Source organism: Natranaeroarchaeum sulfidigenes (genome assembly GCF_017094485.1).
Classification (GTDB): Archaea; Halobacteriota; Halobacteria; order Halobacteriales; family Natronoarchaeaceae; genus Natranaeroarchaeum; species Natranaeroarchaeum sulfidigenes.
The window spans coordinates 2668447-2694230 of record NZ_CP064786.1; the positions used below are offsets into that span (position 1 = coordinate 2668447).

General features: G+C 61.5%; 31 protein-coding genes and 1 tRNA gene. 15 read left to right on the plus strand and 17 right to left on the minus strand.

All coding sequences use genetic code 11. The features are described 5' to 3' along the window. Positions 1–27: 27 nt before the first annotated feature. Both AArcS_RS13920 and AArcS_RS13925 read left to right on the plus strand, forming a co-directional pair. Positions 28–636, plus strand: a complete 609-nt coding sequence (locus tag AArcS_RS13920; protein ID WP_238478022.1) for a rhomboid family intramembrane serine protease — start codon at positions 28–30, stop codon at positions 634–636. A 26-nt stretch (positions 637–662) separates the two neighbouring features. Beyond that, positions 663–734: transfer RNA gene (locus AArcS_RS13925), tRNA-Ala, on the plus strand. A 392-nt stretch (positions 735–1126) separates the two neighbouring features. Here the strand turns inward: AArcS_RS13925 and AArcS_RS13930 are convergent. Further along, positions 1127–1576 carry a DUF2240 family protein gene (locus AArcS_RS13930; RefSeq protein ID WP_238478023.1) on the minus strand — a complete coding sequence of 150 codons (450 nt, stop codon included), beginning with the start codon at positions 1574–1576 and terminating at the stop codon, positions 1127–1129. Between the two features lie 89 nt (positions 1577–1665). Here AArcS_RS13930 and AArcS_RS13935 point away from each other — a divergent pair, with 89 nt between their 5' ends. Next, a complete protein-coding gene (locus AArcS_RS13935) occupies positions 1666–2037 on the plus strand; it encodes a 30S ribosomal protein S8e (protein ID WP_238478024.1) in 372 nt (123 codons plus the stop codon). A gap of 1 nt (position 2038) precedes the next feature. Here the strand turns inward: AArcS_RS13935 and AArcS_RS13940 are convergent, their stop codons facing one another. Beyond that, a complete protein-coding gene (locus AArcS_RS13940) occupies positions 2039–2203 on the minus strand; it encodes a hypothetical protein (RefSeq protein ID WP_238478025.1) in 165 nt (54 codons plus the stop codon). Between the two features lie 142 nt (positions 2204–2345). Between AArcS_RS13940 and AArcS_RS13945 the strand changes: the two genes are divergently transcribed. Beyond that, positions 2346–3524: an ABC transporter ATP-binding protein gene (locus tag AArcS_RS13945; protein WP_238478026.1), complete on the plus strand. Its 1179-nt coding sequence runs from the start codon at positions 2346–2348 to the stop codon at positions 3522–3524. A 51-nt stretch (positions 3525–3575) separates the two neighbouring features. Beyond that, positions 3576–4202, plus strand: coding sequence for a universal stress protein (locus AArcS_RS13950; protein ID WP_238478027.1), 627 nt, complete (start codon positions 3576–3578; stop codon positions 4200–4202). Positions 4203–4210: 8 nt separating this feature from the next. Here AArcS_RS13950 and AArcS_RS13955 read toward each other — a convergent pair whose 3' ends face one another. The 3 genes from AArcS_RS13955 to AArcS_RS13965 form a co-directional block, all read right to left on the minus strand. Further along, positions 4211–4828 (minus strand): GNAT family N-acetyltransferase, encoded by a 618-nt coding sequence (locus tag AArcS_RS13955; RefSeq protein ID WP_238478028.1) that lies wholly within the window; start codon positions 4826–4828, stop codon positions 4211–4213. A gap of 63 nt (positions 4829–4891) precedes the next feature. Then, complete coding sequence (locus AArcS_RS13960) at positions 4892–5260, minus strand: DUF7522 family protein (protein ID WP_238478029.1); 369 nt, start codon at positions 5258–5260, stop codon at positions 4892–4894. Between the two features lie 142 nt (positions 5261–5402). Further along, complete coding sequence (locus AArcS_RS13965; RefSeq protein WP_238478030.1) at positions 5403–5786, minus strand: hypothetical protein; 384 nt, start codon at positions 5784–5786, stop codon at positions 5403–5405. 243 nt (positions 5787–6029) lie between these two features. Here AArcS_RS13965 and AArcS_RS13970 point away from each other — a divergent pair, with 243 nt between their 5' ends. Further along, a complete protein-coding gene (locus tag AArcS_RS13970; RefSeq protein ID WP_238478031.1) occupies positions 6030–6656 on the plus strand; it encodes a helix-turn-helix domain-containing protein in 627 nt (208 codons plus the stop codon). A gap of 62 nt (positions 6657–6718) precedes the next feature. Here the strand turns inward: AArcS_RS13970 and nrfD are convergent, their stop codons facing one another. Next, complete coding sequence (gene nrfD, locus AArcS_RS13975; protein WP_238478032.1) at positions 6719–7726, minus strand: NrfD/PsrC family molybdoenzyme membrane anchor subunit; 1008 nt, start codon at positions 7724–7726, stop codon at positions 6719–6721. A 17-nt stretch (positions 7727–7743) separates the two neighbouring features. Then, positions 7744–8865, minus strand: a complete 1122-nt coding sequence (locus AArcS_RS13980) for a 4Fe-4S ferredoxin N-terminal domain-containing protein (protein ID WP_238478033.1) — start codon at positions 8863–8865, stop codon at positions 7744–7746. 255 nt (positions 8866–9120) lie between these two features. Between AArcS_RS13980 and AArcS_RS13985 the strand changes: the two genes are divergently transcribed. The 5 genes from AArcS_RS13985 (at position 9121) to AArcS_RS14005 (ending at position 13250) form a co-directional block, all read left to right on the plus strand. Further along, a complete protein-coding gene (locus AArcS_RS13985; protein WP_238478034.1) occupies positions 9121–9768 on the plus strand; it encodes a hypothetical protein in 648 nt (215 codons plus the stop codon). Between the two features lie 226 nt (positions 9769–9994). Beyond that, positions 9995–11065 carry an ABC transporter substrate-binding protein gene (locus AArcS_RS13990; RefSeq protein ID WP_238478035.1) on the plus strand — a complete coding sequence of 357 codons (1071 nt, stop codon included), beginning with the start codon at positions 9995–9997 and terminating at the stop codon, positions 11063–11065. Positions 11066–11096: 31 nt separating this feature from the next. Then, positions 11097–11903 carry an ABC transporter ATP-binding protein gene (locus AArcS_RS13995; protein ID WP_238478036.1) on the plus strand — a complete coding sequence of 269 codons (807 nt, stop codon included), beginning with the start codon at positions 11097–11099 and terminating at the stop codon, positions 11901–11903. Between the two features lie 2 nt (positions 11904–11905). After that, positions 11906–12658 (plus strand): ABC transporter permease, encoded by a 753-nt coding sequence (locus AArcS_RS14000; protein WP_238478037.1) that lies wholly within the window; start codon positions 11906–11908, stop codon positions 12656–12658. Between the two features lie 61 nt (positions 12659–12719). Then, positions 12720–13250: an SRPBCC family protein gene (locus tag AArcS_RS14005; RefSeq protein ID WP_238478038.1), complete on the plus strand. Its 531-nt coding sequence runs from the start codon at positions 12720–12722 to the stop codon at positions 13248–13250. Positions 13251–13254: 4 nt separating this feature from the next. On the opposite strand, the gene AArcS_RS14010 is transcribed toward AArcS_RS14005, so the two are convergent. Together AArcS_RS14010 and AArcS_RS14015 are read right to left on the minus strand one after the other, a co-directional pair. Continuing rightward, positions 13255–14100: a 2Fe-2S iron-sulfur cluster-binding protein gene (locus tag AArcS_RS14010; RefSeq protein WP_238478039.1), complete on the minus strand. Its 846-nt coding sequence runs from the start codon at positions 14098–14100 to the stop codon at positions 13255–13257. Positions 14101–14212: 112 nt separating this feature from the next. Next, on the minus strand, positions 14213–15175 hold the full coding sequence (locus tag AArcS_RS14015; RefSeq protein WP_238478040.1) for a hypothetical protein: 963 nt from the start codon (positions 15173–15175) through the stop codon (positions 14213–14215). A 486-nt stretch (positions 15176–15661) separates the two neighbouring features. On the opposite strand from AArcS_RS14015, the gene AArcS_RS14020 reads away from it, so the two are divergent. The 3 genes from AArcS_RS14020 to AArcS_RS14030 all read left to right on the plus strand — a co-directional run bounded on the left by AArcS_RS14020 (position 15662) and on the right by AArcS_RS14030 (position 18427). Then, a complete protein-coding gene (locus AArcS_RS14020; RefSeq protein WP_238478041.1) occupies positions 15662–17107 on the plus strand; it encodes a hypothetical protein in 1446 nt (481 codons plus the stop codon). Between the two features lie 62 nt (positions 17108–17169). Next, complete coding sequence (locus AArcS_RS14025) at positions 17170–17943, plus strand: ABC transporter permease (protein ID WP_238478042.1); 774 nt, start codon at positions 17170–17172, stop codon at positions 17941–17943. A 103-nt stretch (positions 17944–18046) separates the two neighbouring features. Beyond that, entirely contained in the window at positions 18047–18427 is a 381-nt protein-coding gene (locus AArcS_RS14030) for a winged helix-turn-helix domain-containing protein (RefSeq protein WP_238478043.1), read from the plus strand. A 9-nt stretch (positions 18428–18436) separates the two neighbouring features. On the opposite strand, the gene AArcS_RS14035 is transcribed toward AArcS_RS14030, so the two are convergent. From AArcS_RS14035 to AArcS_RS14060, 6 genes are all read right to left on the minus strand, one after another. After that, positions 18437–19132, minus strand: coding sequence for a helix-turn-helix domain-containing protein (locus tag AArcS_RS14035; RefSeq protein WP_238478044.1), 696 nt, complete (start codon positions 19130–19132; stop codon positions 18437–18439). Between the two features lie 104 nt (positions 19133–19236). Further along, on the minus strand, positions 19237–19545 hold the full coding sequence (locus tag AArcS_RS14040) for a ferredoxin family protein (RefSeq protein WP_238478045.1): 309 nt from the start codon (positions 19543–19545) through the stop codon (positions 19237–19239). Further along, positions 19542–20906: an FAD-dependent oxidoreductase gene (locus AArcS_RS14045; protein ID WP_238478046.1), complete on the minus strand. Its 1365-nt coding sequence runs from the start codon at positions 20904–20906 to the stop codon at positions 19542–19544. The genes AArcS_RS14040 and AArcS_RS14045 overlap by 4 nt, the downstream gene beginning before the upstream one ends. Then, a complete protein-coding gene (locus AArcS_RS14050) occupies positions 20903–21919 on the minus strand; it encodes an electron transfer flavoprotein subunit alpha/FixB family protein (protein WP_238478047.1) in 1017 nt (338 codons plus the stop codon). Before AArcS_RS14050 ends, AArcS_RS14045 begins: the two co-directional genes overlap by 4 nt. Continuing rightward, positions 21920–22708: an electron transfer flavoprotein subunit beta/FixA family protein gene (locus AArcS_RS14055; protein ID WP_238478048.1), complete on the minus strand. Its 789-nt coding sequence runs from the start codon at positions 22706–22708 to the stop codon at positions 21920–21922. It lies immediately after the preceding gene. A gap of 196 nt (positions 22709–22904) precedes the next feature. Further along, positions 22905–23441: an HIT family protein gene (locus AArcS_RS14060; RefSeq protein ID WP_238478049.1), complete on the minus strand. Its 537-nt coding sequence runs from the start codon at positions 23439–23441 to the stop codon at positions 22905–22907. Between the two features lie 253 nt (positions 23442–23694). Here AArcS_RS14060 and AArcS_RS14065 point away from each other — a divergent pair, with 253 nt between their 5' ends. Next, positions 23695–23895, plus strand: coding sequence for a DUF7835 family putative zinc beta-ribbon protein (locus tag AArcS_RS14065; RefSeq protein ID WP_238478050.1), 201 nt, complete (start codon positions 23695–23697; stop codon positions 23893–23895). Here the strand turns inward: AArcS_RS14065 and map are convergent. Together map and AArcS_RS14075 are read right to left on the minus strand one after the other, a co-directional pair. Beyond that, a complete protein-coding gene (map, locus tag AArcS_RS14070; RefSeq protein ID WP_238478051.1) occupies positions 23892–24788 on the minus strand; it encodes a type II methionyl aminopeptidase in 897 nt (298 codons plus the stop codon). The genes AArcS_RS14065 and map overlap by 4 nt on opposite strands. Positions 24789–24819: 31 nt before the next feature. Beyond that, entirely contained in the window at positions 24820–25710 is an 891-nt protein-coding gene (locus tag AArcS_RS14075) for an isoaspartyl peptidase/L-asparaginase (RefSeq protein WP_238478052.1), read from the minus strand. Between the last annotated feature and the right edge of the window lie 74 nt (positions 25711–25784).

The window sequence follows — 25784 nt, forward strand, 5'->3', positions numbered from 1 at the left end:
TTGTGCCTCGCCACCTTACGAAGCGGTATGGACGGGTCCGCTGACGCTCGTAGCCCAACGCTGGAGATCCTGCTCGTTATCACGGTGGTGTTCATACTCCAGCAGCTGATCGCGTTCGTCAGCCAGCCGCTTGCATTCGTGCTCTTTACGCTTCAGGCACCAGTACTGGCCGATCCCTGGGCGCTCGTCACCAGCGTCTACGCCCATAGCGGTGTCGACCACCTGCTCGCGAACGCCATCGCGCTGGCCGTCGTTGGCTTCCTGCTCGAACGCCACACGACACGGGCCCGCTTTCACGTCTTCTTTCTCACGACCGGGGTCGCCGCCGGCGTCTTCCAGATCGGGATCGCATCGCTCTTCGGCGTCGACGCCGCGCTGCTCGGTGCCAGCGGGGCCGTCTTCGGGCTGATCGGCTATCTCGTCACCGGCAACCGCCTCTCCGGGCGACTGTTCGACCGGATCGACCTCTCCGGTCGTGCGACGCTCGCGATCTTCATCCTCCTTGCCGTGCTCGTGACGCTCGTCACCGCCGCTCCCGGCGTCGCCCTCGCGGCACACTTTTTCGGCTTCTTGCTCGGGCTCGTCGCCGGACAGCTGAATCTGCTTCGACCGCCCCGAAACGCAAGCCTGAAATAGGCTTCTCCGAGTACAAACAGGTGCGCGGGCTCGTAGATCAGCGGTAGATCGCTTCCTTCGCAAGGAAGAGGCCTCGGGTTCAAATCCCGACGAGTCCATTTCCTTCCTCGCTTCGCTCGTCAGTCAATGGACTCGTCGACCCTCGCAAACAAACCGCGTTTGCTCAGCCCCGACGAGTCCATCGGAGCGACTGAGTTTTACGAAGGAGCGAGAATGGTCGAGTCGGGATCTGAATTACGCGAGACGAGCGTAACGAGTCTCGCCATCGGGTTCAAATCTCGATTGACTCCGTCGATCGTAGCTCGTAAACAAACCGCGTTTGTTCACTCCTCTGGACAGCGTCGGACTCGACGACGCAGTGTGTATTTGTAGCAACCAAGATAGTTCAGTGCTCCTCAATCTGGACCGCGACAACGGGGCAGAAATACCGTGAAGCAGCGTACAATGTTTAGAATGTGTAGAACTTCTTCGGGTGGGGTCCGATACCGCCTCACTCCTCGGCCAGCTCCGCTCGTGCCTGCTCGGCCACGCCGTCGAGCGCGATGCCGTTCCGACGCGCGTAGACGACCGCGGCCGTCTCGATGGTCACGCCGAGATTGGACTGGAGGCGATTGATCCCCGCGACGGCGTCCTGTTTCTCGATCCCCTCGTCATCGAGCGCCGAGAGCGCCTGCTCGAAGGGCGACTGTTGCTGGATGATCTCCTCGTCGGGGACGAAGCCATCGGGGATGGTGACCGCAGTCGGGTCGAACGTGATCTCGACGTGACCCTCGGTACGGTCGAGCAGGCCCCGACCGGTTGCAACGTCGACGAGGCGGGTCGCCTGGTCCGGCGAGAACCAGTCCCGATCCAGCGAGAGTGCGACGACGAACTCGTTTTCGGCGAGCCGTTCCGTTCCCTTCTGGCGGAACGGCGCGGCGACGGTGATCCGGAGGCTCATATCCTGTGGGTATCACAGGCGCTCGGTAAACCTGCCGGTTCGACCTGCAAGTCGATCCATTCAAGTGTTGCCCGCTGTTTCACCTGTGTATGGTAGACCACGGACGCTCTCTGCGGAAGCGTACTGGCGGGCGACTCCGACCGAACACCGACCGAAAGAAACACCAGCTCGGCCGCGAGCCGACTGAAACCAGCGTCGGCGAGACGTCACTGCGAACCGTCGACGCACGTGGCGGCACCGTCAAGGTCCGCGCGCTCAAGATCGACACCGCAAGCGTCGCCACGGGCGAGGAAACGGTACAGGCAGACATCGAAGACGTCGTCGAGAACGACGCCGACCCGAACTACGCCCGACGAAACATCATCACGAAAGGCGCAGTCATCGAGACGAGCGAAGGTCGTGCCCGCGTGACCTCCCGTCCCGGCCAGACCGGTCAGGTCAACGCCGTTCTCGTCGAATAATTTAGAACTGCCGTGTCGGCCCGCCGGACTCCCCGTCGGACCCACACTCGATACAGCGGTCCGTCTTCTCGCGGTAATGGGTGTGACAGACCAGGGTGCCACAGCCGCGGCACCGCTCGATCGCAGGGCTGACCTCACAGATTCCACAGAGACCGGTGACGCTCATACGAGTGGTACGGTTACTCACAGGCTTAATTATCGGGGGTGACGACACACAGTAGGCTGTTCTCAATAGCTGGGAATAGGCGTGTTATTAAACCACGTACTACACTGAGATGTTGGTATACGAGCAGCGCCCGGGTGAGATAATGTCAGTTAATACACAATCTGAGGAGGTCGTCGGGGAACTGTCGGGGACGAGGCAGCGGCCGGCCAACCAGTCTACCACATCCGAGACCCACAGCGACAGTCGGATCCTCGCACTCGACGGAGCGAGCAAACACTACGGGCACGAAGCCGCGGTCGACGAACTCTCGCTGTCGGTGCAGGATGGAGAGTTCGTCACGCTGCTGGGTCCATCGGGCTGTGGCAAATCGACTACCCTCCGACTAATCGCCGGGCTCGAACGTCCCGATACCGGACGAGTGCGGATCGAGGGCGAAACCGTCGCCGCAGCGGACGATGGGACGTTCGTCCGCCCAGAACACCGCGATGTCGGCGTCGTCTTTCAGGACTTTGCCCTGTTCCCACATATGACCGCCGCCGAGAACGTCGCCTTCGGGATCGACGACCTCCCCGACGCCGAACGCGAGGCGCGCGTCGACGAACTACTAGAACTGGTCGGCCTCTCCACGCACTGTGAGTGTCGCCCCGAGGAGCTATCAGGGGGCCAGCAACAGCGCGTCGCACTCGCCCGGGCCCTCGCGCCCGAACCGGAAATCCTTCTGCTCGACGAACCGTTCTCGAACCTCGACGTCGATCTACGCGTCGAGATGCGCGAGGAGGTCCGCCGGATCGTCAAAGAGACCGGTGTTACAGCCGTTTCTGTCACCCACGATCAGGAAGAAGCGTTGTCGATAAGCGATCGCGTCGCCGTGATGCATGACGGGAAGATCGAACAGGTTGGCCCGCCCGAAGAGGTGTTCCAGCGCCCCACCTCCCGGTTTGTCGCGACGTTTCTGGGACACGCAAGCTTTCTCCCCGGCTATGTCCAGGGTGACGAGATCGAAACCTCAGTTGACACCCTTCCCCGTGAGCAGGTCCACGGGCTACAGTCCCAGTACGACCACACCGAACTGGACGTTCTCGTCAGACCCGACGACGTCCTCGCCTCCTGTAACTGCGATGGCGATGCCGACGGGGAGATCACCTACCGACGGTATCTCGGTCCGACAGTACTGTACCGGGTGGAACTCGACAGCGGCGAAACGCTCCAGTGTATGCACAACCACAGCGAGAAGCTAGAACTCGGCATGCGCGTTGACGTCAGTCTCGTCGCTGACCACGAACTCGTCTGGTTCCCGATCGAGGACGACTCCGGTAGCTAGCCACCCGAAACCGTCCACACTGTTTTGTATCGGATCCCCCTAGAGTCGGGCATGTACAGACGTATTTTATTGCCCACTGATGGAAGTGAGGGGAGTCATCGGGCCATCGAACACGCCGTTGCGCTCGCCGACGATGTCGGCGCGGACATTCACACTGTTTACGTGCTCAATGCGACCGAGTTCGACGAACTCGACGGGGACGCGGTCGACAAGCGAAAACACGTCGGAGAGTCCGCGCTCGATGCGGTCGAACGAGCATGCGATCGGGTCGGTATCGACGTAGATCGAGAGCTGCGGCGGGGTGTCCCCCACGAGGAGATCCTGGCAACCGCCGAGGAGTCGGGGTCGGATGCAGTGGTAATGGGAACACACGGACGAACCGGCATCGACCGCCTGCTCGTCGGAAGCGTCACCGAGCGTGTGATCAGGGAGTCACCAATACCGGTTACGACCGTACGGGTTGCCGAAGAAAACCTTGCGATCGACACTCCTGATCGTGCGCTCGAACGAGCGAAAGAAGCGGTTGCTGAGGCCGGATACGAGGAGATGGATGTTCTCGACAAGCCCTATCGGGGAACGAGTTTCTGGATCGTCCCGATGGAACTGGAGGGACAGAAAGCACGAGTCCACATCGACGGTTCGAACGGAAGCATCAGGATCGCCTCCTCGGATAGTTAAGTCCCCTTTCAGCCCCGAACAAGTGGTGGATGGCGCGTTGTCAGGGCGCTCGGCGAGGAGAGTTCAAACCGCATCTGGAAGGAGGGTGCACGGCGATCTATCCGGGAGCGAGAGCCTCCAGCCTCGGCGCGCTCGAACCCGAGCCGTTCGTACATACCGATGGCGTGTCGGTTCGACGGCTCGACTTCGAGGACAAGCGCATCACGCCCGGCAGCCGAGGCATCCGCGATGACGTGTTTGCAGAGCTCGGTCCCGAGCCCCCGGGACTGATACTCCTGGTGAACGAAGACGGCAAGTTCGGGCTCGGGATCGTGTGTCGGCATGTAGACCGCGTGGCCCGCAATCTCGCCGTCGGCGGTGGCGACGAAATTCCCGCCGTCGGCGACGAGTGTGTCGATCCACTCGACACGCCGCTCTTCGGTCAGTGGCGGGAGCCCCTGCGCACGGTCGTCGGAGTCGAACTCGCGATACATCTCCAGCAGGGCCTCGCGGTCCGAGGACACGTAGGGACGGACGGTCCATACCGACCCGGTCGTGTCAACAAACCGGGGACAGCGAGACGGGCAGTGTTCGGTCCCCTCACACTCCGACGGGTCCCAGTACTGGCAGGTGGGTTCGGGGCTCATGCGTCGATATTGGCGAGAGCGGAGGATAAACCGACGGCCCGCTCTCAGAAACTGAGAACGAGATTAGCGATCCGGGAGCAGTTCCGCGAGCGAAACATTCCTCGTGCTGTCGGGATCGAGTGTTGCGACGACACCACTGTCCCCGGTCACCGGCGCGTGGAGTACTAGCACATCCTCGTAGCTGTAAATCGTCGCCGAATGCTCTCCGTACGGTCCGCCGACCGGACGATAGCCGGTCGTCTGTTTGAGTACGGGGAGTTTCTTTTCCGGCGGGATACCGTCCTTTGCGCCGTCGTTCATACGCTGTATCTCGATACTGTCCTCGTCGTACCGGACGACAGCGCGGAGGTCATCACCGCAAGCACGAGTCAGTCGGGTTTCGAGGGCCGAGGCGAGTTCATCCGCAGTGTGTGAATCGGTTGTGGAAGACATGGGTACAGGTAGACGGGGCAGTCAGCCAGCCGTCGTGTCCGTATCGATGGTACGGCGTCGAGAGATATGCCGTACAGGGTGCGATCTGTGGGCATTTACGGTCAGCCGTGTGGACGGGCGTCGAAGAATGTCAACTGCTGGCTCACTCGGAAATCTCTTCCGGGACAGCCATCTCCGCCTGTGGCGAGACCGATGACGAACCGCTGTCGAGGGTGACAGCACCCGGTTCCCAGCAATGACTCTCGACTCGCTCGCAGACCGATCGCAGGGCCGCGAGTGACTTCTGGTTTGCCTCCGAGGAGACGAACGTGTCGAGCGCCTGCCTGTCGGGGAACTCGAACTGGATCCGGACCGCGTTGCCATCAAGCTCTGCAAGCGGACGGAAGCCACCGAGGCGCTCGATCGCAAACCACCGGAGTACCGACTCGGCCATCGTGTTCCGGTAGGCCCGTTCGTGTTCTGGATCGACCTTGCAAGTAAGTTCGTACCGATACCCACCCCCAGTCATCGGCCGATACACCCCCATCGTCTCCCCGGTTGGCCGCAGTTCCGGAAATATGTCCGGTGTTCTGCCATACTCAGTAGTACAACAGCGTTCCCCATTGGTGGTTCGCTAAATTATTGAGGGTTTAATAGCGAACGCGGACCGGTCGAGTGGCCGAGTCGGTCGGTGGATCGTAAATAAAACAGGTTACAATGCATCGGCGTAACGTGCAGATCCCGTTATATGTTGGTAACACTTTTGAGCACGTACGCCTTTCTCCCCGGTATGACGACCGAGGACGGGCAGACGAGTCACACTCTCTACGTCGAGTTCGAGTTGAGCTCGGTCGCAGACGTAGAATGCCCCCTGGAGGCATTCGGAGAGGAGGAGGTGACACGTGTCACACAACAGTCCCTCGGTGACGATTGTCACGTCGACACGACCCTCGAAACCGACGACGGCGAGACGGAGATCGTTCACAGTACGGCCACGATGGGTGAGGACTGTCACTGTCCCGTCTTTCTCGAGTTCGATTCGATCCCGGAGATCATCGAGGTCCAGGAGGAGCACGTCGTCGTCAGGACACATCTCGCGGATCGAACGCAGCTCGCGGCGCTGGTCGACGAGCTGAAAGCGGTTACCGGTCGCCTCGCATTGCGACGACTCGTTCGCACGGACGCCACCGAGGCTGACCAGCCCCGACAGACGTCACTTGATCTATCGGAGCTGACCGAGACGGAGCGGGCTACCGCAGCCAAGGCAGTCGCCAGAGGGTACTACCGAACGCCCAGAGAGACGACCATCGGAGAGCTCGCGACAGAGGCTGGCATCTCCGATTCGGCGATGTCACAGCGTTTGAGCGCGGTCGAGTCGAAGCTGGCACTTGCCGCCTTTGCGGATACTGTCGGGTGATGGGGCTGTTCGGTTCGTGCGCGAATGGAGACAGAGAAGTCGTCGGCCAGAAACGGAGCCACTCAGAAGATCGGGACGTTCAGCGCCGCATAGAGGATCGACAGACGGAGGAATAGCCCGCCGATCAGGACGAAGCCAAACTTGGAGCCGTATGCCGCGCGCCCGACCAGCCCGTCGACGTGGGTGCCACGGCGGTGCAGGAGGATGAGCGTCCCCGAAATCAGAAGCGGGAGCAGCAGTCCGACCACCACGACGAAGCCCCAGAACTCCAGCATGAACGTCTGGGTCAACAGCTCGTAGCTCGCGGTAGCGGTGCCACCTGCACCGGCGAGATACCACAGCAGGGCAGCGAGTACACCAATCTCCCCGAGGATCACGGCGTCGTCAGCGAGACTGAACTCGTGAACGCCGGTGTCATCGACACCGAGCAGCAGCGTCGGTACGAGCGCCGTTGCGCTGATACCCATCGAGATGCCGCTGGTGAGAAAGAGCAGCGGGAGCAAGATCGGATGCCAGAGCGGGACAACCGGAGCGACCGCGCTGAGCAGCAGTGCGGTGTACACGATCAACGTCACTGCGAGGGCTCCGCCGACGATGTGGAGTGCAAGCCGGGTATCCGTGGCCGGACGGGTCCGGTCGACGATCTCGTCGATCGGGCCGAGATCGAGGCCAAACCCGCCGTCACGACCGAAGCCGAGCCAGGCGAGCTGTGCCAGTGCCGCGACGACAAACAGGATAATCACCCAGACGCCGATGGCCATCCACGATTCGATGTTGGTGAACAGCCACAGCTCGATCGCGTTGAGCGGTTCGCCCAGGTGGAACAACAACAGCAGGCCGCCAAGCGAGATCGCGGCGAAGCTAACGACCATTCCGCCCAGCGCGGTGAGTCCATACGCCCTCGATTTCGTGTCGGTGCGATCGAAGCCAGGGACGCCGCCGCTCTCCGATCGCTGGCGGAGGTAGTCCGCGGCCGCGCCAGTCAGGTACGCTCCCCCGGAGATCCCACCGAGGAAGAGGTACGCTCCGATCATCCAGTCCCAGAACAGCGCCGGTGAGTCGTGTATCATTGATGTATCCTCCGTAGTTATTTTGCCGTGGGCTCGCTCAGTCCCATGTCGTCGTAGGTAACCGGACCGGGCACCTGTGCGGTTTCGACGTCCTCGGGGTTGTCACCGATGTAGGTGACTTTCGGGTTCGAGGCGTCGGTCCGGAGCTTGAACGTCTCCTCCTCGTCGAACTGATCGAGGTACTGGTTCGGATCGCTGTCCTCGTCGTTGAGATCGCCAAAGTGGATGGCGTCGACCGGACAGGCATCCTCACACGCCGTCGACTCCTGGTGGCCCTCGCCCTGCTCGCGATGCGAACAGAAGGTACACTTGCTACAGGAGCCCTCCGGTGGCGGACCGGAGACCCAGCGATCCTCGTCGTCGCGGGGCTCGCCGACGAACTCGACGCCGTCGGGCTGCTCCGAGAAGACGAACTCGTTGACGTGGTACGGACACGCGACCTCACAGTACTTGCAGCCGAGACAGATGTCGTAGTCACAGAGCACCCGCCCGTCCTCGCTGTAAAACCGCGAGTTGTTGGGACAGACGCTGACACACGGTGCGTCCTCACAGTGCATACAGGGCCGCTGCATCGCTTCGACCTGATCTTCCTCGTCGTCGCTCGTGTACTCGCGGTCCTCACGCTGGTAGCGGAAGACGTCCATCCAGAAGTCGCCCTCGTGAGTGGCGTTTTCCTCCTTGCAGGCCTCGACACACTGGAGACATTTGATACATGCTTCCGTATCGAGGACCATCCCGACCTTCCGCCCCTCGTCGTCGCTCGTTTCCTCCGCAACGACCGTATCGTCGCCGGAGCCGACACCGAAGCGCGTGCTCGCGTCTCGGAATCCCGCCCCGCCGGCAGTCGCAACACCGGCGGCCATCCCGAGAGCCGCCAGCACGGAGCGTCGGGACTTCGATTTCCCGCCGAGCGCTTGCTCTTTGACGTTGATTTCCGAGTACTCGGGGACGTCGAGGTCGAACTCGTCTTCGACCGCCTCCCGGTAGCGCTCGTGGAACTCGCCTTCCGCGAGTTCGCCGTTGCTCACACGCCGCGCGTCGCGGCTCATTTGCTTTGCAAGCTCCGTGTCGTACTCGACGTCGTCGAGAAGGTTTGCAGCGCGGTCCTCGATATCGTCGTGAGAGTCGTCGGGTATCATGGCGTTTCTGTCTCCATAGATGATCGGTCGTGATGATCGATGCTCGCAACCGGATGAAGATCCACCCGGCCGGCGTCCTATTACAATAGTACATACGGACAGTTCCCCGATTTGAATGCCGCTTGATACTGAAGTTCTTTAAGTGACACCGGGATACAGCACGACGACACCCGGGTCTGGTCTGGCCCCGGGACCGTTTCACGAACTGGGAGCGAACAGCACACTTATTGCCTGTTTCGAGTAATCCGTGATACGATGACCGAGCGTTCCCCTTCCGCCGCTGATGGGTCGACGCCGACTGATGGGCTTCGCACGACGGTCGATACCGTTGTCGCCGCCGGACAGCTGCTCGCTGATCCTCGCAAGTGCCGGATCTGGCACGAGTGCTGGCTGCAAAACGGCCTCGACGTGAAAGAACTCGCCAGTACCGTGTCGATCCCACAGAGCACGCTGTACAACCTCACCAAAGAGATGGTCACGGAGGGGAGCCTCTACGAATCCGGGGCGGCGACCGGCCGATCGACGGTGTACAAACCGGTCTCGATGCAGATTTTCGTCTCCGAACATCCGGAGGGGATCGGACCCCAGTTCAATATTCACGGGACGCTCATCGGCGTGGTCGGCGCTGGCACCTATTCCGAGGACGTCGAGACGTTTCTGGACCGGAACAGCTACACGATGCTCGTCGAGACGATCACCGGCGTGTTGGCACTGCTGAGCGACGATGATCCGTCGGAAACCAGCGCCCACGAACTCGTCGATGGGCTTCGACCAGTCGATGCGCAGCTGGTCCAGGGTCATATCGCGGCGGTCCTGAAACGGGAAACCGAGCTGGATAAACTCGGGCTGACGTTCCCGAAGAATCCGGTGATCCAGCCGATCGAAACGCCCGCTCCCGAGTAGTTCGAGGGGATGCTTCTCACCCGGCGAGAACTCGACTGCATCTTTATTTGCCGTTACAAGAAATCTGTTACCAGCAATGCAAAATAACTCGACCAACGGGCTGGATCCCCGAGGCCGTGAGAGACGTTCGGGCCCGGACCACCGTTCCGGCGTCACTGCATCGCGTCGTCGCTTCCTCGCTGCAGGGAGCGGAGCCGCACTCGCCGCGACTGCCGGTTGTTTGTCGATGCTTCGGGACGATGGCGACGTAGTAACGTTCGGGACGCTCCCGATCGCTGCAGTTGCGGAGATACATCTCGCAGAGGAACGTGGCTACTTCGAGGACAGGGGGATCGATCTGGAGATCGAACGGGTCACCGGCGCACCGCAGGCGGTACCACAGCTCGCGTCCGGGGAGCTGGATGTGGCGAGCGGTTCGATCGGCGCAAGTATCTTCAACTCGATCGCACAGGACGTCCCTGTCCAGATCGTCGCGGACCAGACCCAGTGGTGGGAGAACCAGCCCTCCGGAAACCGGATCTGGGTCAGGGAGGAACTGTACTCCGATGGGATGGCGCTGTCCGATGTCGAGGGGACGCCGACAGTAGCGATCAACGGCGAAGGGGGATCGATGGATTACGTGGTCGGCCGACTGCTCGCCAGCGAAGGGATGGGCTGGGCCGACATCGAGATCACGGAGATGCCGTTCCCGGACATGATCGGCGCGATGGCGGGGGGCGAGATCGATCTCTGTTCGATTCCGGACCCGCTCGGCCTGCAGGTCGCCTCGGAGGCCAACGCCGGACAGCTACTGTACGGATCGGAAGTCGCGCCACGAATGCAGATCGCGGGATACTTTTACGGCCAGCCGTTCATCGAGGAGCGTCCGGCGGTCGCGCGTCGATGGCTGGAGGCGTATCTGCTCGGCGTCAGGGAGTACTACGAGATGGGCGGCTTTCCAGACGAGGAGCTGGCCGGAATCATCAGCGACGCGATCGACGTCCCGGTCGGGGCGATCCGCTCGTCGATCCCATCGCTCCCACACAAAAACGGGTTCGTCAACGTCGACAGTATCATGCGACAGCAGGAGTACCACGCCTGCCGGGGGTACGTCGACGAGACCGTCGAGGCCGAGGCGATCGTCAACGAGTCGATTCTCGACGAGGCGCTGGCGGAAGTCGGCCGACTCGACGAGGCGGAAGCAACGCCGTCGGTAGCGAACATCGAGGAGTGGAGCGAGTCGGCACCCGCTCCGTACCCACCGCTCGGGGACATGACGCCGCCGTCGGAGTTCCCGACCGACGCGATCTGCGAGTAGGTAACCGACACGGCACCGAGGACGACCGATAATGATGCCCGAACCGACAGCCGACCGAACCGAGCCCCGGATCAGCGTCAGCGACGTCAGCAAGACGTACCGGAGCCGGTCCGGAGCGGTCCGCGCTCTCAGCGACGTGCAGCTGCGGGTGGAAGACAGGGAGTTTTTCTGTATCGTCGGCCCGTCGGGCTGTGGGAAGTCGACGCTCCTCCGACTACTGGGAGGGCTTCTCGACAGTGATGAGGGCACCATCGAGATCCGGACCGGCGATGCGGACCGACCGACGACGAACATGGTGTTTCAGGAGTACGGGATCTTTCCGTGGAAGTCCGTCATCGACAACGTCGCGTTCGGGCTCAAAATGCAGGGCGTTCCCCGGGAGGAGCGATACGAGACCGCCAGACGGTACATCGGAAAAGTCGATCTCGACGGCTTCGAGGAATCGTACCCACATCAGCTCTCCGGCGGGATGAAACAGCGGGTCGGCATCGCCCGCGCGTTCGCGAACGATCCCGAGGTGTTCCTGATGGACGAACCGTTCGGCGCGCTCGACGCCCAGACCAAGGGGTTTCTCGTCGAGGAACTGCTGGAACTCTGGAACGAGTCGACAAAGACGGTCGTCTACGTCACCCACGACATCGAGGAGGCGATCCGACTCGGTGACAGAATCGGCGTGATGTCGGCTCGCCCCGGTCGAATCAAGGAAGTAATCGATGTCGACCTGGAACGACCACGTGGCCGGACGGAGATCCCGCTCGAACGACTCGACCGGCTCGAAGAGCGGATCTGGTCGTCGTTGAGCGGCGAGGTCGAGCGATCGATGCACGGGCGGTCGTGACCATGTACGTCCGTCGGCTCCTGTTAAACGTCGCGCCGATCGTCAGTGGCCTGCTCCTCTGGGAGCTACTGGCCCGGCTGGCGCTGATCACTCCACAGTTCTTCCCGCCGCCGACCGTCGTGCTCGACGCCGCATACACCGAGATCGTGCATGGTGAGATGCTCTACCACTTCGGCGTCAGCCTTCGCCGGATCGTCCTTGCGTTTGCCATCGGTGCATCGACCGGCGTCGTCGCCGGGTTGCTCATGGGCTGGTCCAGACAGGTCCGACTCGTGTTGAACCCCTACGTCGGTCTCCTGTACCCGGTGCCGAAGATCACGCTGTTGCCGATCTCGTTTGCCCTGTTTGGCGTCACCGAGACGGCGAGGGTGGTGACGATGAGCCTCGCCGTCTTCCTGCTGGTGTCAGTCAGTACCATGGGGGGTGTCAGAGCGATCGATGACGTCTATATCGACGCTGCGATCGACAACGGGGCCGGCACCATCGATCTGTATCGGGAAGTGTTGCTCCCCGGCGCGCTGTCACAGACCGTGTCCGGGCTGAGCCTGGGCTTTGGAATCGGCTTTATTTTGATCGTCGTGATCGAGATGGTCGCCGCCGACGCCGGGCTCGGATACGTCATCTGGAACTCCTGGCAACTGTTTACGATCCCACGACTGTACGTCGCACTGATGTTGATCAACGTCATCGGGATCGTCTTCGTCTACGGCATCGAGGCCGCAGGTGATTACCTGACGCCCTGGGAGGGCCAGTAGACGAATCTCACGGACTGAGAACCCAGACAACACCTAATTATACCACCGGCATAGGGGACGTATGAACAGCCAGGAATCGACTGACACTGCGGAGGGTGAGGGGTCCGGCGACGAGGCCGAGCGAGACGACACACAACTGGAGTTCGAGGACTCCGTCACGATCGACGCCGGAAAAGAGGAGCTCTGGGGGTTTATTTCCGAAGCGCAGAATCTCGCCCAGTGTATTCCCGGCGCGGAATCGGTCACCAGGGAGACGGAACGCCGGTACACCTGTGAGGTCACCCGCGGAATCAGCAAGATGACGATCTCGATCGACGGCGAACTGGAGATGGTCGAGATGAACGAGCCGGACTGGATCGTCGCCGACGGGGAGGCGTTCGATTCGACGACCGGAAGTCGGTTCGACGTGCTCGCCGCGATGGAGATGAGCGAGGTCGAAGGCGATCGAACGGAGCTGGCGTATACGGCCGAGCTATCCTACTCCGGCGGGGTCGCCTCGCTCCCGAAACTCGTCGTGCGGAAGGCGGTCACGTCGGATCTCAACAGCTACTTCGAGAACATCAGAACGGAGATCGAACCCGAACGCGAGTAGCGGATCAGGGTTCGGTATCGAGCGTAAAGTCGTCGCGAGGCTGGGCGACGCAGGTCAGTAGCTGTCCGTCCTCGACCTCTTCCTCGGACAGGTAGTCGTTGCCGTCCATCTCGACCACGTCGTTGGCATCACCATCGACTTCTGCGACACACTGCCCACAGACGCCGACCTCGCACTGGTATGGCAGATCCCATCCCTCGTCCAGTGCCGGGTACAACAGTTCCTCGTCTTCTGGGACATTAAGCGTCGTCCCACCAGTGTCGTGACCGAGATATTCTACCGCAAACGTCTGTGCCTCCTCGACATCATCGAGTGGACTGTCGCCCTCGTCCGGGCGTTCGTCCATGCTAAAGTCAGCGCGCGGCTCGGCGACACAGGTGAGGAAGGCTCCGTCTTCGATCTCCGAGTCGTCGAGATACTCGTTGCCGTCCATCTCGACCACGTCGTTGGCATCTCCATTAACCTGCGCAACACACTGTCCACAGGTTCCTACCTCACACTGGTACGGAAGATCGAGATCGGCATCCAGTCCGGCATCAAGGATAATCTCGTCTTCGGCAATATCGAGCGTCTCTTCGTTTCGGAGGAACTCCAGTTCGTATGCGAGCGCCTCCTCGCCGTTTTCCTCACCGTTTTCATCAGCGTCTTCGGAGACGAAGTTCTCCTGGCTGTCGTCCTCGCCGGTATCGAACAGCCCGGCACAGCCAGCGACTGCCGCCGTGCTACCCGCAGCCAGCGCAGTGAGTACCCGTCGTCGACGAGCGTTGGTATCGGCGTTAGGACAGTTCGTACAGTCTCCGGCCGCTTCGGAATCACAATCAACCGCTTTGTCAGTACCTCTTTTGCTCATACCTAGCCGTTGTGTCGTATTCACTACAGGGCTCGGGTGTAATATACACGGTATTATAAGGGTGGAGACAGTGGATAGCGTCGCGTGAAGCTGACGAAACGGTTGTCTGGGATTATATTATCTCGATCTCGGACGCGGAGACCCCGACATTGTAGAACACACCCTCATTCGTTACCTCGACAGTGTACTCGACCGTTCCTTCTTCTGCATCATCTGGAATAATCCAGCCGGCGTCCCACTCGTCGTCATCCCAGTCGTCCTCGTCTTCCGTGCCGAGCTCCACGGTATCGAACCCGTCAACGTCGACGGTAACCTCGTCAAGGGTATCCGGACCAACCATCTCTCCGGTCGTCCCGTCGTAGACGCCGACCTTGAATACAGCCTGCATGCCCGGGCGGAACTGGTTTTGTGGCGCACACGCCTGTGCAAAACCGTTTGCGTCGTCCGGAATCTCTTCGGAACCGGCCCAAACATCATCGGTAACGACGTAGTTTCGTGGGTCATCACCTTCGATTACTTCCAGCTCACCCTGGTAGATGCCGACGTTTTGATACTGCCCCTCGTTCGTTACCTCGACGACGTACTCGACCGTGCCGGGATCCTGGTCGTCGGGGATCATCCAGTTGCCGCTCCACTCGAACTCGTCGTCCTCGCCTTCCTCGCCGTGCTCGAGCTCGACGGTGTCGTCTCCAATTTCGACGACTGCCTCGTCGACGGTCTCGTTGTCGACGGGATCGCCGGTTTCGGGGTCGTAGATTCCGATCTTGAACACCGCCTGCATGCCGGGCATGAACTGGCGCGTCGGCGAACACGACTGGGCAAAGCCCGTGTCCGGCGCACCGGCGGAGCCGGCGATCAGGTCGTCCGTGACCACGTAGTTGAGGACCTCGTTTTCCTCGTCACCGTTCTCGTCATCGTTTGCCGCGCCGTTTTCGTCACCGTTCTCGTCGCCGTTGTCGTCGCCAGTACAGCCGGCGACAGCAACGGAGGCGAAGGCTGCGCCACCTGCTGCCATCACGCGACGGCGGGACGCACTCATTCGGTCATCAGCATCGTCGGTCGGGGTAGGTACCATTGTAGTTCTACTGTATACCCTCCATTACTAATAAAACCGCATCATTTCCGCAGATTGAGAATACCACTTCTCCATTATGAGTTTCTGATTACAAACAATTTGTAATTTGGTCGTTCGTGAGCAGACCTATCGGACCCCCGATATCACCGTTGAGAGCCGTTCATACCGGGATTCTCGAAAATCGGATACTGTATTACAAAATCAAGTCATACGAAAAACCGACAGTAATCATCTACAATCATCGGCCAGTTCTACATACGTATTATTTTATTGTTATCTTTGTCACGGCCCAAGAGCCGTTGGGAGTCCGCGGTCTCAGGTCCGAACCTGGATCACGCAAAACCGGTCGCACATACGGATACGTACAAGAATACGGTAGAGCAGGGACACGAACTATCGTTCGTCGACCGTCGCAGCGTCGTTAAAAAATCCTTATTTGTGAAGGCAGAGTTATAGGGAACTGCCGGTAAACAGTAAACTAGAACAATGACAGAGAAGGGAGATGGAATTACGTCGACGCTGCGGGACACGTTCGAGGAACATCGGCGTGGGCGTCAGGACCAGTCAACCAACCTGACGGTGACGCCGGAGGCGGGCTACGTCGGTGACGAGATCACGATCGAGGGCTCATCGTTGCCCGAAAACCAGGGCTTCGAGCTGATCTGGCACTCCGTCAGAGGTCGGTGGGGCGTGATCGAGGGCAACGAGATTCACGGCCCACAGTATCAGCCACGGACCGAACAGATCGCGACGGTACGGACGAACGCCAGCGGCGAGTTCAGCCAGCGCTGGGAGATCCCGGAAGACTACGGCGGGGACCACACGATCGAGCTCCGGACGAGCGATGGCAACACGCTCGCTGAAGCCGAGTTCTCCGTGACCGCGTGGTTCGAGATCGATCGGACGACCGCCGAACTCGGCGAGACGTTTACCGTCGTCGGCTACGGACTCGGGCCGGGCGTCGAGCGGAGCAACTACCAGATCGCCTGGGACAACGGGATGGTCGGGTTTATCACCGGTGTCGTCAATCGCGGTACCGCCACGGCGGAAGTCCGTGCTGTCGGTCCGCCGGGCGAGCACGTCCTGCAGGTCTGGCGGAACTATCGGGGCGTTCCGTTCCTGCAGAACAACACACAGTCGCCGTTTGGCCCGGTCGCGGGTGAACGCCAGTCTACGTGGACGGTCGAGGTTACGGAACAGAGCGCCACGCCGGACCCCTACTGGGTGGATCCGATGTACGACGAGGAGGCTCTGGGCGTCCATCTGCCCGACCCCGATCGGGAGACGGACGCACAACTCGAGATCAGCCCGACGTCCGGACAGGCCGGTGACACGGCGACACTCTCAGGGAAGGCGTTCCCAGCCAACACCGAGATCGATCTGGTCTGGTACTCACACGGCGGCCACCGCCCGCTCGATATCGATATCACGCCGAACGCCAAGCCCGAGATACTACCGACGGTTACGACTGACGAGAACGGCGGGTTCGACCACGAGTTCACGATCCCCAACGAAATGGGGGCGACCCGTCCGATTATGGCGGAGATCGACGGCGAGTCGGTCGCCGTGACGGGCTTTATGATGCAGCCCAAGATCGTCGATATGTCCCCGACCAGCGGTCCGGTCGGAACCGAGATCGAGTTCGAGGTGACCGGTATCGGTTGGCCGCTCTACGAGAACGCCTACCATTTCGTCTACGACAACAAGCCACTTGGCTACATCTGCAGTCTGGACGAGGAAGACGGTATCCTTCGGACGAAGCTCCGGGCGACCGGTGAACCCGGCTACCACTTCATCGACGTGTACCCGAGCCTGTTCGAGACCGAGACCGACGAGCCGAACTTCACGACGAAACCCCATCTCTCGTACTGGGACAACCATCCAGTGCGACCACTGCCAGCACTGCACTTCGCGTTCGAGATCACCGAGTAAGCTCGGATCGATCACGCGCCGTCGTGCAGTCCTTTCGAACCATCCGTACCGCGAGACACCTGATGAACCGAGACACGCTGTACCAGGCGCTTTCCGTCGGGGTACTGGTTGGTCTCTGGCAACTGGTTCTGCATCTCGAACTCGTGCATGCGGCCGTGCTTCCCGCACCGACAACGATTCTGGCGAGTACCGTGGCGTTGCTGGGCGACGGGGAGTTTCTGCGACACTTCTCGACGAGCATGACACGTACCGTCGTTGCCGGGGGAGTTGCGGTGATGAGTGGGACGGTGATCGGGCTGGCGATGGGGTGGAACACGACGGTACGTGCGCTGTTGCAGCCGCCGATTTCGGCGCTGTACCCACTGCCAGTGATCGCGTTGCTTCCGCTTCTGGTCCTCGCGTTCGGATCGAGCGAGACCGCACTCGTTTTTACCGCTGCGTTCGGCGGGTTCTTTCTCGTCGTCTCGAACGCGAAAAACGGTGCAACAAGAATCGAGCAGGTGTATCTCGATGCGGCGCGAGATAACGGTGCAACATCCACGTACCAGCTCTTTCGGGAAGTGTTGCTACCGGGGTCGTTGCCGCTGCTTTTCACCGGCGTTCGCCTCGGGGTGAGCACGTCGTTTCTGATCGTGATCTCGGTCGAACTGATCGCCGGTGGCGAAGGGCTCGGCTATCTGATGTGGGTTGCATGGAACACGTACGCGCTCGAGGAGCTCTACGGGACGATCGTTGTGATCGGCCTCGTCGGCGTCGCGATCACGTACGGACTGGAGTATCTCCAGCACCGACTCGTGCCATGGACCGGTGGCTCGACCGGGGGTAGTTTCATTTGACATCCTCCGCCGCCTGAAGCCCGCGCCACTGCACCTGCTCCGCGTATAAACCGGTGTATATTGCAGGGCCACGTAGTTGGGGAAATAGGTACTATGATTGGGTATGAGCCGGACGTACCAACACTACCCTGACGGTGGAATCGACGAACGCGAGCTCGGGGAGTGTTTCGATTCCGAACTGGTCGTCGAGCTGCTGGACGATGCGGAAGCTGTCAGACTGTTTCAGACCGCCGCCGACCCGATGACGATCCAGCAACTGGCCGAAGAATGTGACGTCTCACAGTCGACCGCATACCGGAAAGTCGACAAGCTCACCGAGGCAGGACTGTTGGTCGAAACGACGGAGAAACGTCCTGATGGCGATCCGCCCGCACGGTACAAACGGCGAGCACCGGCTGTGACCGTGACAATTGGCGAAGACGTCGAAGTCGTCTGTGCCGACCTGCTACCGGACCGGCTATCCGAGACGGCCGCCGAGGAGTAGAACGGTGGATCAGTCGTCGGCAGAAACACCCGCGGACACTGACCTACGGGGACCGGCAATATCCTCGGTCTGGAGTAATCCGACTACCAGCTTCGATGCGACAGCGTTGAGTCGCTGTGAGGCCGCGGACTTCGAGATATCGAGTTCGTTGGCGACAGCACCGAGGTCTGCCTGTCGCGGCGTCTCGTAGTAGCCGAGTTCGTAGGCAGTGCGGATGGCCTCGCGTTGCTTGTCGGTGACCGGCGCATTGGTGAGTTGCGAGCCGTCGCAGTCGTCCGTACTGAGATCGACAAGGCGCTGGAGACGAACGGTCGCGCCGGTGTCCCGCAGATCAGTGATGATGGCGCGGAGTTCATCGCGGCCGTGAATCGTGACCGAAAATACGAGCTCTCCGTTCTGCACACACTCGATCTCGGAGACACAGGAGTGGTTACGAAACGTCCGACAGACACACCGACTCGTGACTTCCTTGGTGAGAAACTGCGGACCATCCGGACCGTCTCGCGAGGCTACTTCCGCGTGACATTCACAGGACTGATCGGGACAGTCGCCGTCAGGACAGGACAGCGACTGACGAATACTGCTGGTGGTGGTAGCCGCCGAAAGTAGCTCACATCCCGCGCTCGAGGGGGGCTCGACGCGGAGGCGCGCACGGAGCGTATCAACATCCCCAAGGTTGGTGTCCGCGCTATGGGCTGCAGTCATACTCAGTACTACACGATCGCCTTTTGAATGACCCAGTGGTCGTTCTCAGTTCGTGAGAAAACACGACGGACGGCGATGGAAATGCGAAACAGCGAGGGGCCAGATCAGCCGTAGCTGTAGGTCACGCCGGAGCCGTTCTCGGGGTACGTCCAGACGACGTTGTTGTGCGGGCAGGCGAACCGACAGCTACTGCACTCCAGACAGTTCTCGTAGGCGATGTGCGGGACGCCGTCCTCGCCTTCCCGCCAGACGTCGGCCGGGCAGACGTCGACGCAATCGTCGGTTCGACAGCGTTCTTCACAGATACCGGGCACCTTGACATCAAGGTGGGACTCGCCGGGGTCCTCGTACTTGACGGTGTACAGCCGGTCTTCGAGCGATGCGTTGTCGACGGAGTTCTGTTTCGTGCTCATGAGGTCATCACCTTGCGGTAGCGCCAGGCCAGTTTTGCCGCGCCGCTCCAGCCGCCGATGGTCTGGAGGATCCGGTCTTTCGCGTCGTCTGCGTGCTCTGCCTTCGGGTCACGGTCGATGCTGAAGTACTCCTCGCTGGCGTCGGCGATCGCCCGCGGCAGATCACGGAAGAGGAGGTCTTTGTCTTCGACTGCAGTCTCCATCAGCCACTCGTAGCGTTCGAGATTCTGAACGACAAAGGAGTCTTCCAGGTTCCGTGGATACTCCAGCAGTGCGTTCGCGTCGGTTCGATCGTTGGCCATCGCCGTGATGATCGCGTTCCCTGCGTGGTAGCCGCTCTCGACCGCCATGTTCGTCCCTTCGAGGTGGACGCCGTTGTTCAGGACGAGTCCAGCAGTATCCCCGACCAGTACCGCGCCGTCGTGGACGAGGTCCGGCATGGCGTCGGCACCACCCTCCGGGATCGTCTTCGCGGAGTACTCCACAGTGCGACCGCCGCGTACCAGTGGTGCGACCGCCGGATGGGACTTGAATTCGTTGAGCGTCTGCTCGGGCTTTGGCTGGCTTGTCACCGCGTCCTCGATGCGGTAGGCAAGCCCGATGCTCACCGTGTCGTCGTTGGTGTAGATGAACGCGCCGCCGAAGGCGTCGCCGACGGCACCCTCGCCGAAGTAGTGATACGATGCGCCCGAGTCCTCGGTCAGTCGGAACCGGTCCTCGATCTCGTTGCCATCGCCGGGGAACTCGATGACCTCCTTGACCGCCACGGCGACATCTTCGCGTGGCGATGGATCCTTGAGGTCGGCCCCCTCTGCGACGAGGGAGTTGCCACCTTCAGCGAGTACGACGACCGGGGCGCGGAGTTCGCCCTCCGGGCGATCGGTGTCGACGCCGACGATCCGTCCGTCGTCCTCGCGGATGAGGTCGGTCACCGTCGTCTCGGTGATCAGGGTTGCACCCGCTTCGACTGCCTGCTCGGCGAACCACTCGTCGAAGTCCCCGCGCAGGACCGTGTAGGAGTCGTTGTGGGGCTCCTGGTGCCACTGGTTGGGCTTGACCGAGACGGCGGTCTCGTCCTCGGGCGAGAGCATGCCAAAGCGTTTCTCCCCGACGTACCGTTCCAGTGGCGCGTCGTCGATGTCGGTCAGCTCCCGGATGGTCGGCGTGTACAGTACGCCACCGAAGACGTTCTTCGCGCCGGGATAGGCACCGCGCTCGATCATGATAACGTCGAGCCCGGCGTCGGCCATCGTCAGCGCCGATGCGCTCCCGGCGGGGCCTGCGCCGACGACGATAGCGTCGAACTCGCCGTCGTAGTTCGGGTCGGCTGGTGGTTTCGCTCGCTCGCTTTCCTCGCTCATGCTAGTACCTCCGCTGGGTCGTCAACGTCCTCTAGCTGTTCGACCAGCTCGGGACAGATCTCGAAGAGGTCGCCGACGATGCCGTAGTCGGCGTGTTCGAAGATCGGCGCGTTGGGATCGTTGTTGATCGCGACCACGATGTCGCTATCGTTCATCCCTTCGATGTGCTGGATTGCACCGCTGATACCGACTGCGACATAGAGATCCGGCCGGACGTTTTTGCCGGTCTGGCCGACCTGTCGCGCACCGTCGATCCAGCCCTCATCGACCGCCGCTCGGCTGGCGGCGAGTTCAGCGTCAAGCGCCTCCGCGAGTTCCGCGACCGGCTCGACGTTGCCCTCGACGCCGCGACCGGCAGCGACCACGCGGTCGGCATCCGTGATATCCGCGGTGTCGCCGACGTTCCGCTCGACGACTTCGGAGATCGTGTCCGCCTCCTCGACGATGACCTCGACCTCCTCGATCTCGCCCTCGTGGTCGGGGTCGGGATCGGCCGTCGCGAAGACGCCGGGGCGAATCGTCGCCATCTGCGGCCGGTGACGTTCACACTTGATCGTCGCCAGCACGTTGCCGCCGAAGGCCGGGCGGCGGGCTTCGAGGTGGCCGTCCTCGTCGATCCCAAGCTCCGTGCAGTCGGCGGTGAGCCCCGCGTACGCTGGGACTGCGACGCGGCCCGCGAAGTCCCGTCCCGTGTGGGTCCCGCCGATCAGGACGACATCGGGTTCCCGCTCCTCGACGAGATAGCGGAACTGCTCGCCGTAGGGGTCCGCACGATATGGCTCGAAGACCGGATCGTCAGCGACAAGCACTTTGTCCGCGCCACGCTCAACCGCTTCCTCGGCCACGTCGTCCAGATCTTCCCCGATCGCGAGTGCCACGAGATCTTCGTCCAGTTCTTCTGCCAGCCCTTTGGCTTCCGAGAGTAGCTCCCAGGAGACCGGCGCGACCTCTCCGGCGTGTTCCTCGATGAACACCCAGACGTCGGAATGGTCGTCGATGTCGATGTCTGGCATTCAGACCACCCCCTCCTCGGCGAGCGTTTCGAGCAGCTCTGCAGGTGATTCGAGGCGCTCTTGCTCGCGCTCGACTGGATCGACCGTCTCCATCCCGCCGACCTGTGTGGGCGAAGCGGCAAGTCCGACCCTGTCAGTGTCTATCGGCAGCTCCTCGGCAGTGACCTGCTCTGGCTCGAACTCGGTCTCGGCGTAGATCTTTCGGTGAAGTCCGGCCGGTCGGGGTTCGTTCTCGCCGTAGGCGAAGGCGATGACGACTGGCAGGTCGGCAGCGACGTACTCGTGGCCGCCTTCCACGTCGCGTTTGGCGACGATCTGATCCTCGTCGGGCTTCGGTTCGAGCTCTTCGGCGTAGGTGAGCTGTGCCCAGCCGTTGTGTGCAGCGATCCCCGGCGGAACCTGACCCGTCGAGGAGTCGGTCGTCTCCTCACCACAGAGTACGACATCCGCGTCGAGATAGTCCGCAGCCGATGCGAGTACAAGGCTTGTTGGCCAGGTATCGCTACCAGCGAACGCCCGATCGGTCACGAGCACGGCGTCGTCACAGCCCATCGCAATCGCTTCTTCAAGGACGGGTGTGGCCTGTGGTGGGCCCATCGTCACGGCAATGACGTTCGCATCCACCTGGTCTTTGATTTCTAACGCTGCTTCCAGCGCGTTTCTGTCCGGCCGGTTCAGGATCGAATCGGCGCCCGATCGATTGAGCGTCCCCGTGTCGGGATCGATCGTGACGTCGTCCTCGTCGGGTACCTGCTTGATCCCTACTACGACGGTCCATTGATCAGTCATAGTGGCTGTTCACGGTGGGGCTACGATACAGCCAACAATGAGGGATCCAGACGCTTCCCAGCATCTGAGAAAGCACCGCCCGAACACCCACATACGCTGGTAGTTTATATTCGAGAGGATACCGGAAACGTACTGCGACGGGGAGCGCCAGGAGATGGACCGGGTCATCGGCGAGTGCTCAGAGGCGCGGAGCCCACTACTCTACAATGACAGCGCCGTCCGAGGGAACAGTCGTGCCCTCCTGGGCCGCAAACGCGTCGTACACTCGCCCGTAGGTGTCTTCAAGCGCCTCAACGATCACCTGCGTATCACTCACCGTTGCCATGAAGTTCGTATCGCCCTCCCAGCGCGGGACGACGTGCGTGTGGAGATGGTCGTCGATCGATCCGCCTGCCCCCTTGCCGAGGTTCAGGCCGGTATTGAACCCATCCGGGTTCATCGCGCTTTCCAGCGCGTCGAACGTCCGCTGTTTGAGTCTCGCGTGATCTGTCAACACGGCCTCGTCAAGGTCACGGTAGTCCCCCGTATGACGGTGGGGGATCACCATCATATGTCCGGGATTGTACGGGTAGTTGTTGAGGAGCACGAAGGCGTGATCGCTACGGGCGACGATCATATTCCGTCGGTCGGCGTCCTGTTCCGGTAGCTCACAGAAAACACAGTCGTCGATATCGGTGCGAGAGCTATCTCGTTCAACCCATTCGATGCGCCACGGCGCGAACACCTGGTCCATACGGACAGTGTGACCGTTCCAGGAATATATACTGTCGCCCACGGCACAGGGTGGGTGCCGCCGCCGGTCGGACGCACCGACGGTTCGATCGGTGGCCACAAAGGATATAAATGAACGCTTACATCCGATTTTAAACGCTTTTGGCCGATCTTACCGCGTCAGATCGGGAACCCAGAGACACGGAGGCGCTCTCCAGTAAACAGTTCCTAACGGAGTCTCCGTTTTATAGCTATCCCCGAGCAGACGAAAAGCAATGGCAACTACTGAGGGATCGTTTGACGGAGTGCGTGAACGCTGTGACAGCTGTGACGTGGAGACGACCCACCGAGTATCGGTCCAGCTCAAGACCGAAAGCAGAAAAGAGGAGAACGCACAGTTCTCGCGGGAGCCGTACCGGATCGCGGAGTGTCAGGAGTGTGGTACCCGAACGAGCCAGCGGATGAACAACGCCTAGCGGGTCGTCACCTCACAGCCATCAGGCGTGACGATGACGGTGTGTTCTTTCTGACTGACCAGACAGCCGTCGTCCTCTTTGAGTACTGGATAGCCGTGAACGATGTCCTGCGATTTGAGCCGTCTGAGAGCCATCTTTGGGCGGGAACTCTCCAGCCAGCGTGTCGCGAAGGGAAGCGTACGGAACTCCTCGGTGATCTGTTCTAGAACCTGTCGTGTCTGTCGATTTCGGACGGACCCCTCCCGTTCGAGCGCGAAGATCTCCTCGGCGCTTCCCTCGCTCACCTTGCCGGAGCCATCCGTTGCGAACGGCTCGATCGCGACGACGTCGCCGACCTCGAGTTCGGTACCCTGTGGGACGGCCCGATTCGGAATCGACGGGTCGGTGTGTTGTTCCCAGTGGCCCAGTCCGTGGCCGGTGAGATTGACGACGGGGTTGAAACCGTAGCCGTCGATCGCCTCTTCGATCGCCGCCCCGATCTCTGCGGTGTCGACACCGGGTTCAATCAGCTCGATCGCGGCGTCGAGCGCGGCTCCGGGTGCCTCGGCCAGATCCGGGTTGCCCGACAGGTCGATCGTGATCGCCGAATCCGCGAGCCAGCCGTCGACGGCGACGCCGATGTCGATATTGATCATCTCCTCACCGAAGGTCGAATCGTCTTCGATGCCCGGTGTCGCATGAGCGGCCTCCTCGTCGATACTGACGTTGACCGGGAAGGCTGGCTGGCCGCCGAGCTCCCGGATCCGGTCTTCGGCGTACTCGGCAACTTCGAGATGACTCGCGCCGACCTCGATACGCTCGACCGTCTCTTCGCGAACCTGTGCGAGTATCTCGCCAGCCTCACGGTGTTTCTCGTACTGCTCGGATTCGAGATCGACCTCGGTATCTACCATACTCCTACTCGACACAGCGACACAAAAGGCGTTACGGGCTATCGCCGCCGGAGCTAGCGACGCTCGTCTGCATCGCTGCGCTGTTGTACGCGCTCCCAACCCTCCCACTGATATCGGAGACGATCACGCCAGCCGATTCGCCAGTTTTCTCCCCTAGTTCCTCGATCGAGCGCCTCGCCGCCGTTTCAGGACTCTCTCCGGCGTCAAGCAGATCGACGGCCCGCCGTGCCACGCCGGTCCGGGCGATCGCCTCACCCGCACCCGTGGCACTCGCTCCGCCGGCGTCCGATGCGAAAAATCCGGCACCGATCTGTGGAACGTCACCGACCCGGCCTGCGAGTGCGTACCAGCGCCCGCCGGTCGATGTCGCCGCGGCGACCTGCCCGTCAGCGACCGCGACTGCGCCGACGGTATCGTGGTCGTCGACCCGGCGCGAGGACGTGTCGCCGAAGTGCTCGGCGATCCAGTCGAGTTGGTCCCGGGCACTACCCTCAGGGGGCGACTGCTCGGCCCACCGGTCCCGCGAGCGATCCGACCACAGGTCGACGTCAGTCTCGATTCCGTACTCGGCAGCAAGCGCACGGGCGTGCTCGCCGGATACGAACACGTGTGGCGTCTCTTCGAGGACGACCCGGGCGGCCCCAAGAGCGTGTTCGACGCCCGGCATCGAACAGGCCGCCCCCGCTTCGCCCGCCCCAGTCATCACGCCCGCATCCGTCCGGATCACGCCGTCGCTCTGGACTGCGCTACCGGTCCCGGCGTTGAACCGCGGCGATGATTCGAGGAGTTCGACGGCACGCACGACGGCATCGAGCGGGTCGGATTCAGTAGCGCCCGACTCCGCCGCATCGTCGAGTACAGCCTGTCTCGGCTCCGGTTCGTCGGGGCTCCCGCCTGCACCGCCGTGAACGATTACGCGCATGTGATACCAGTAGCAGCGGACCTCCTTCAGTACTTTCCACCGAGTTCCACTGCCATCGTTGGCGACGCTACTGC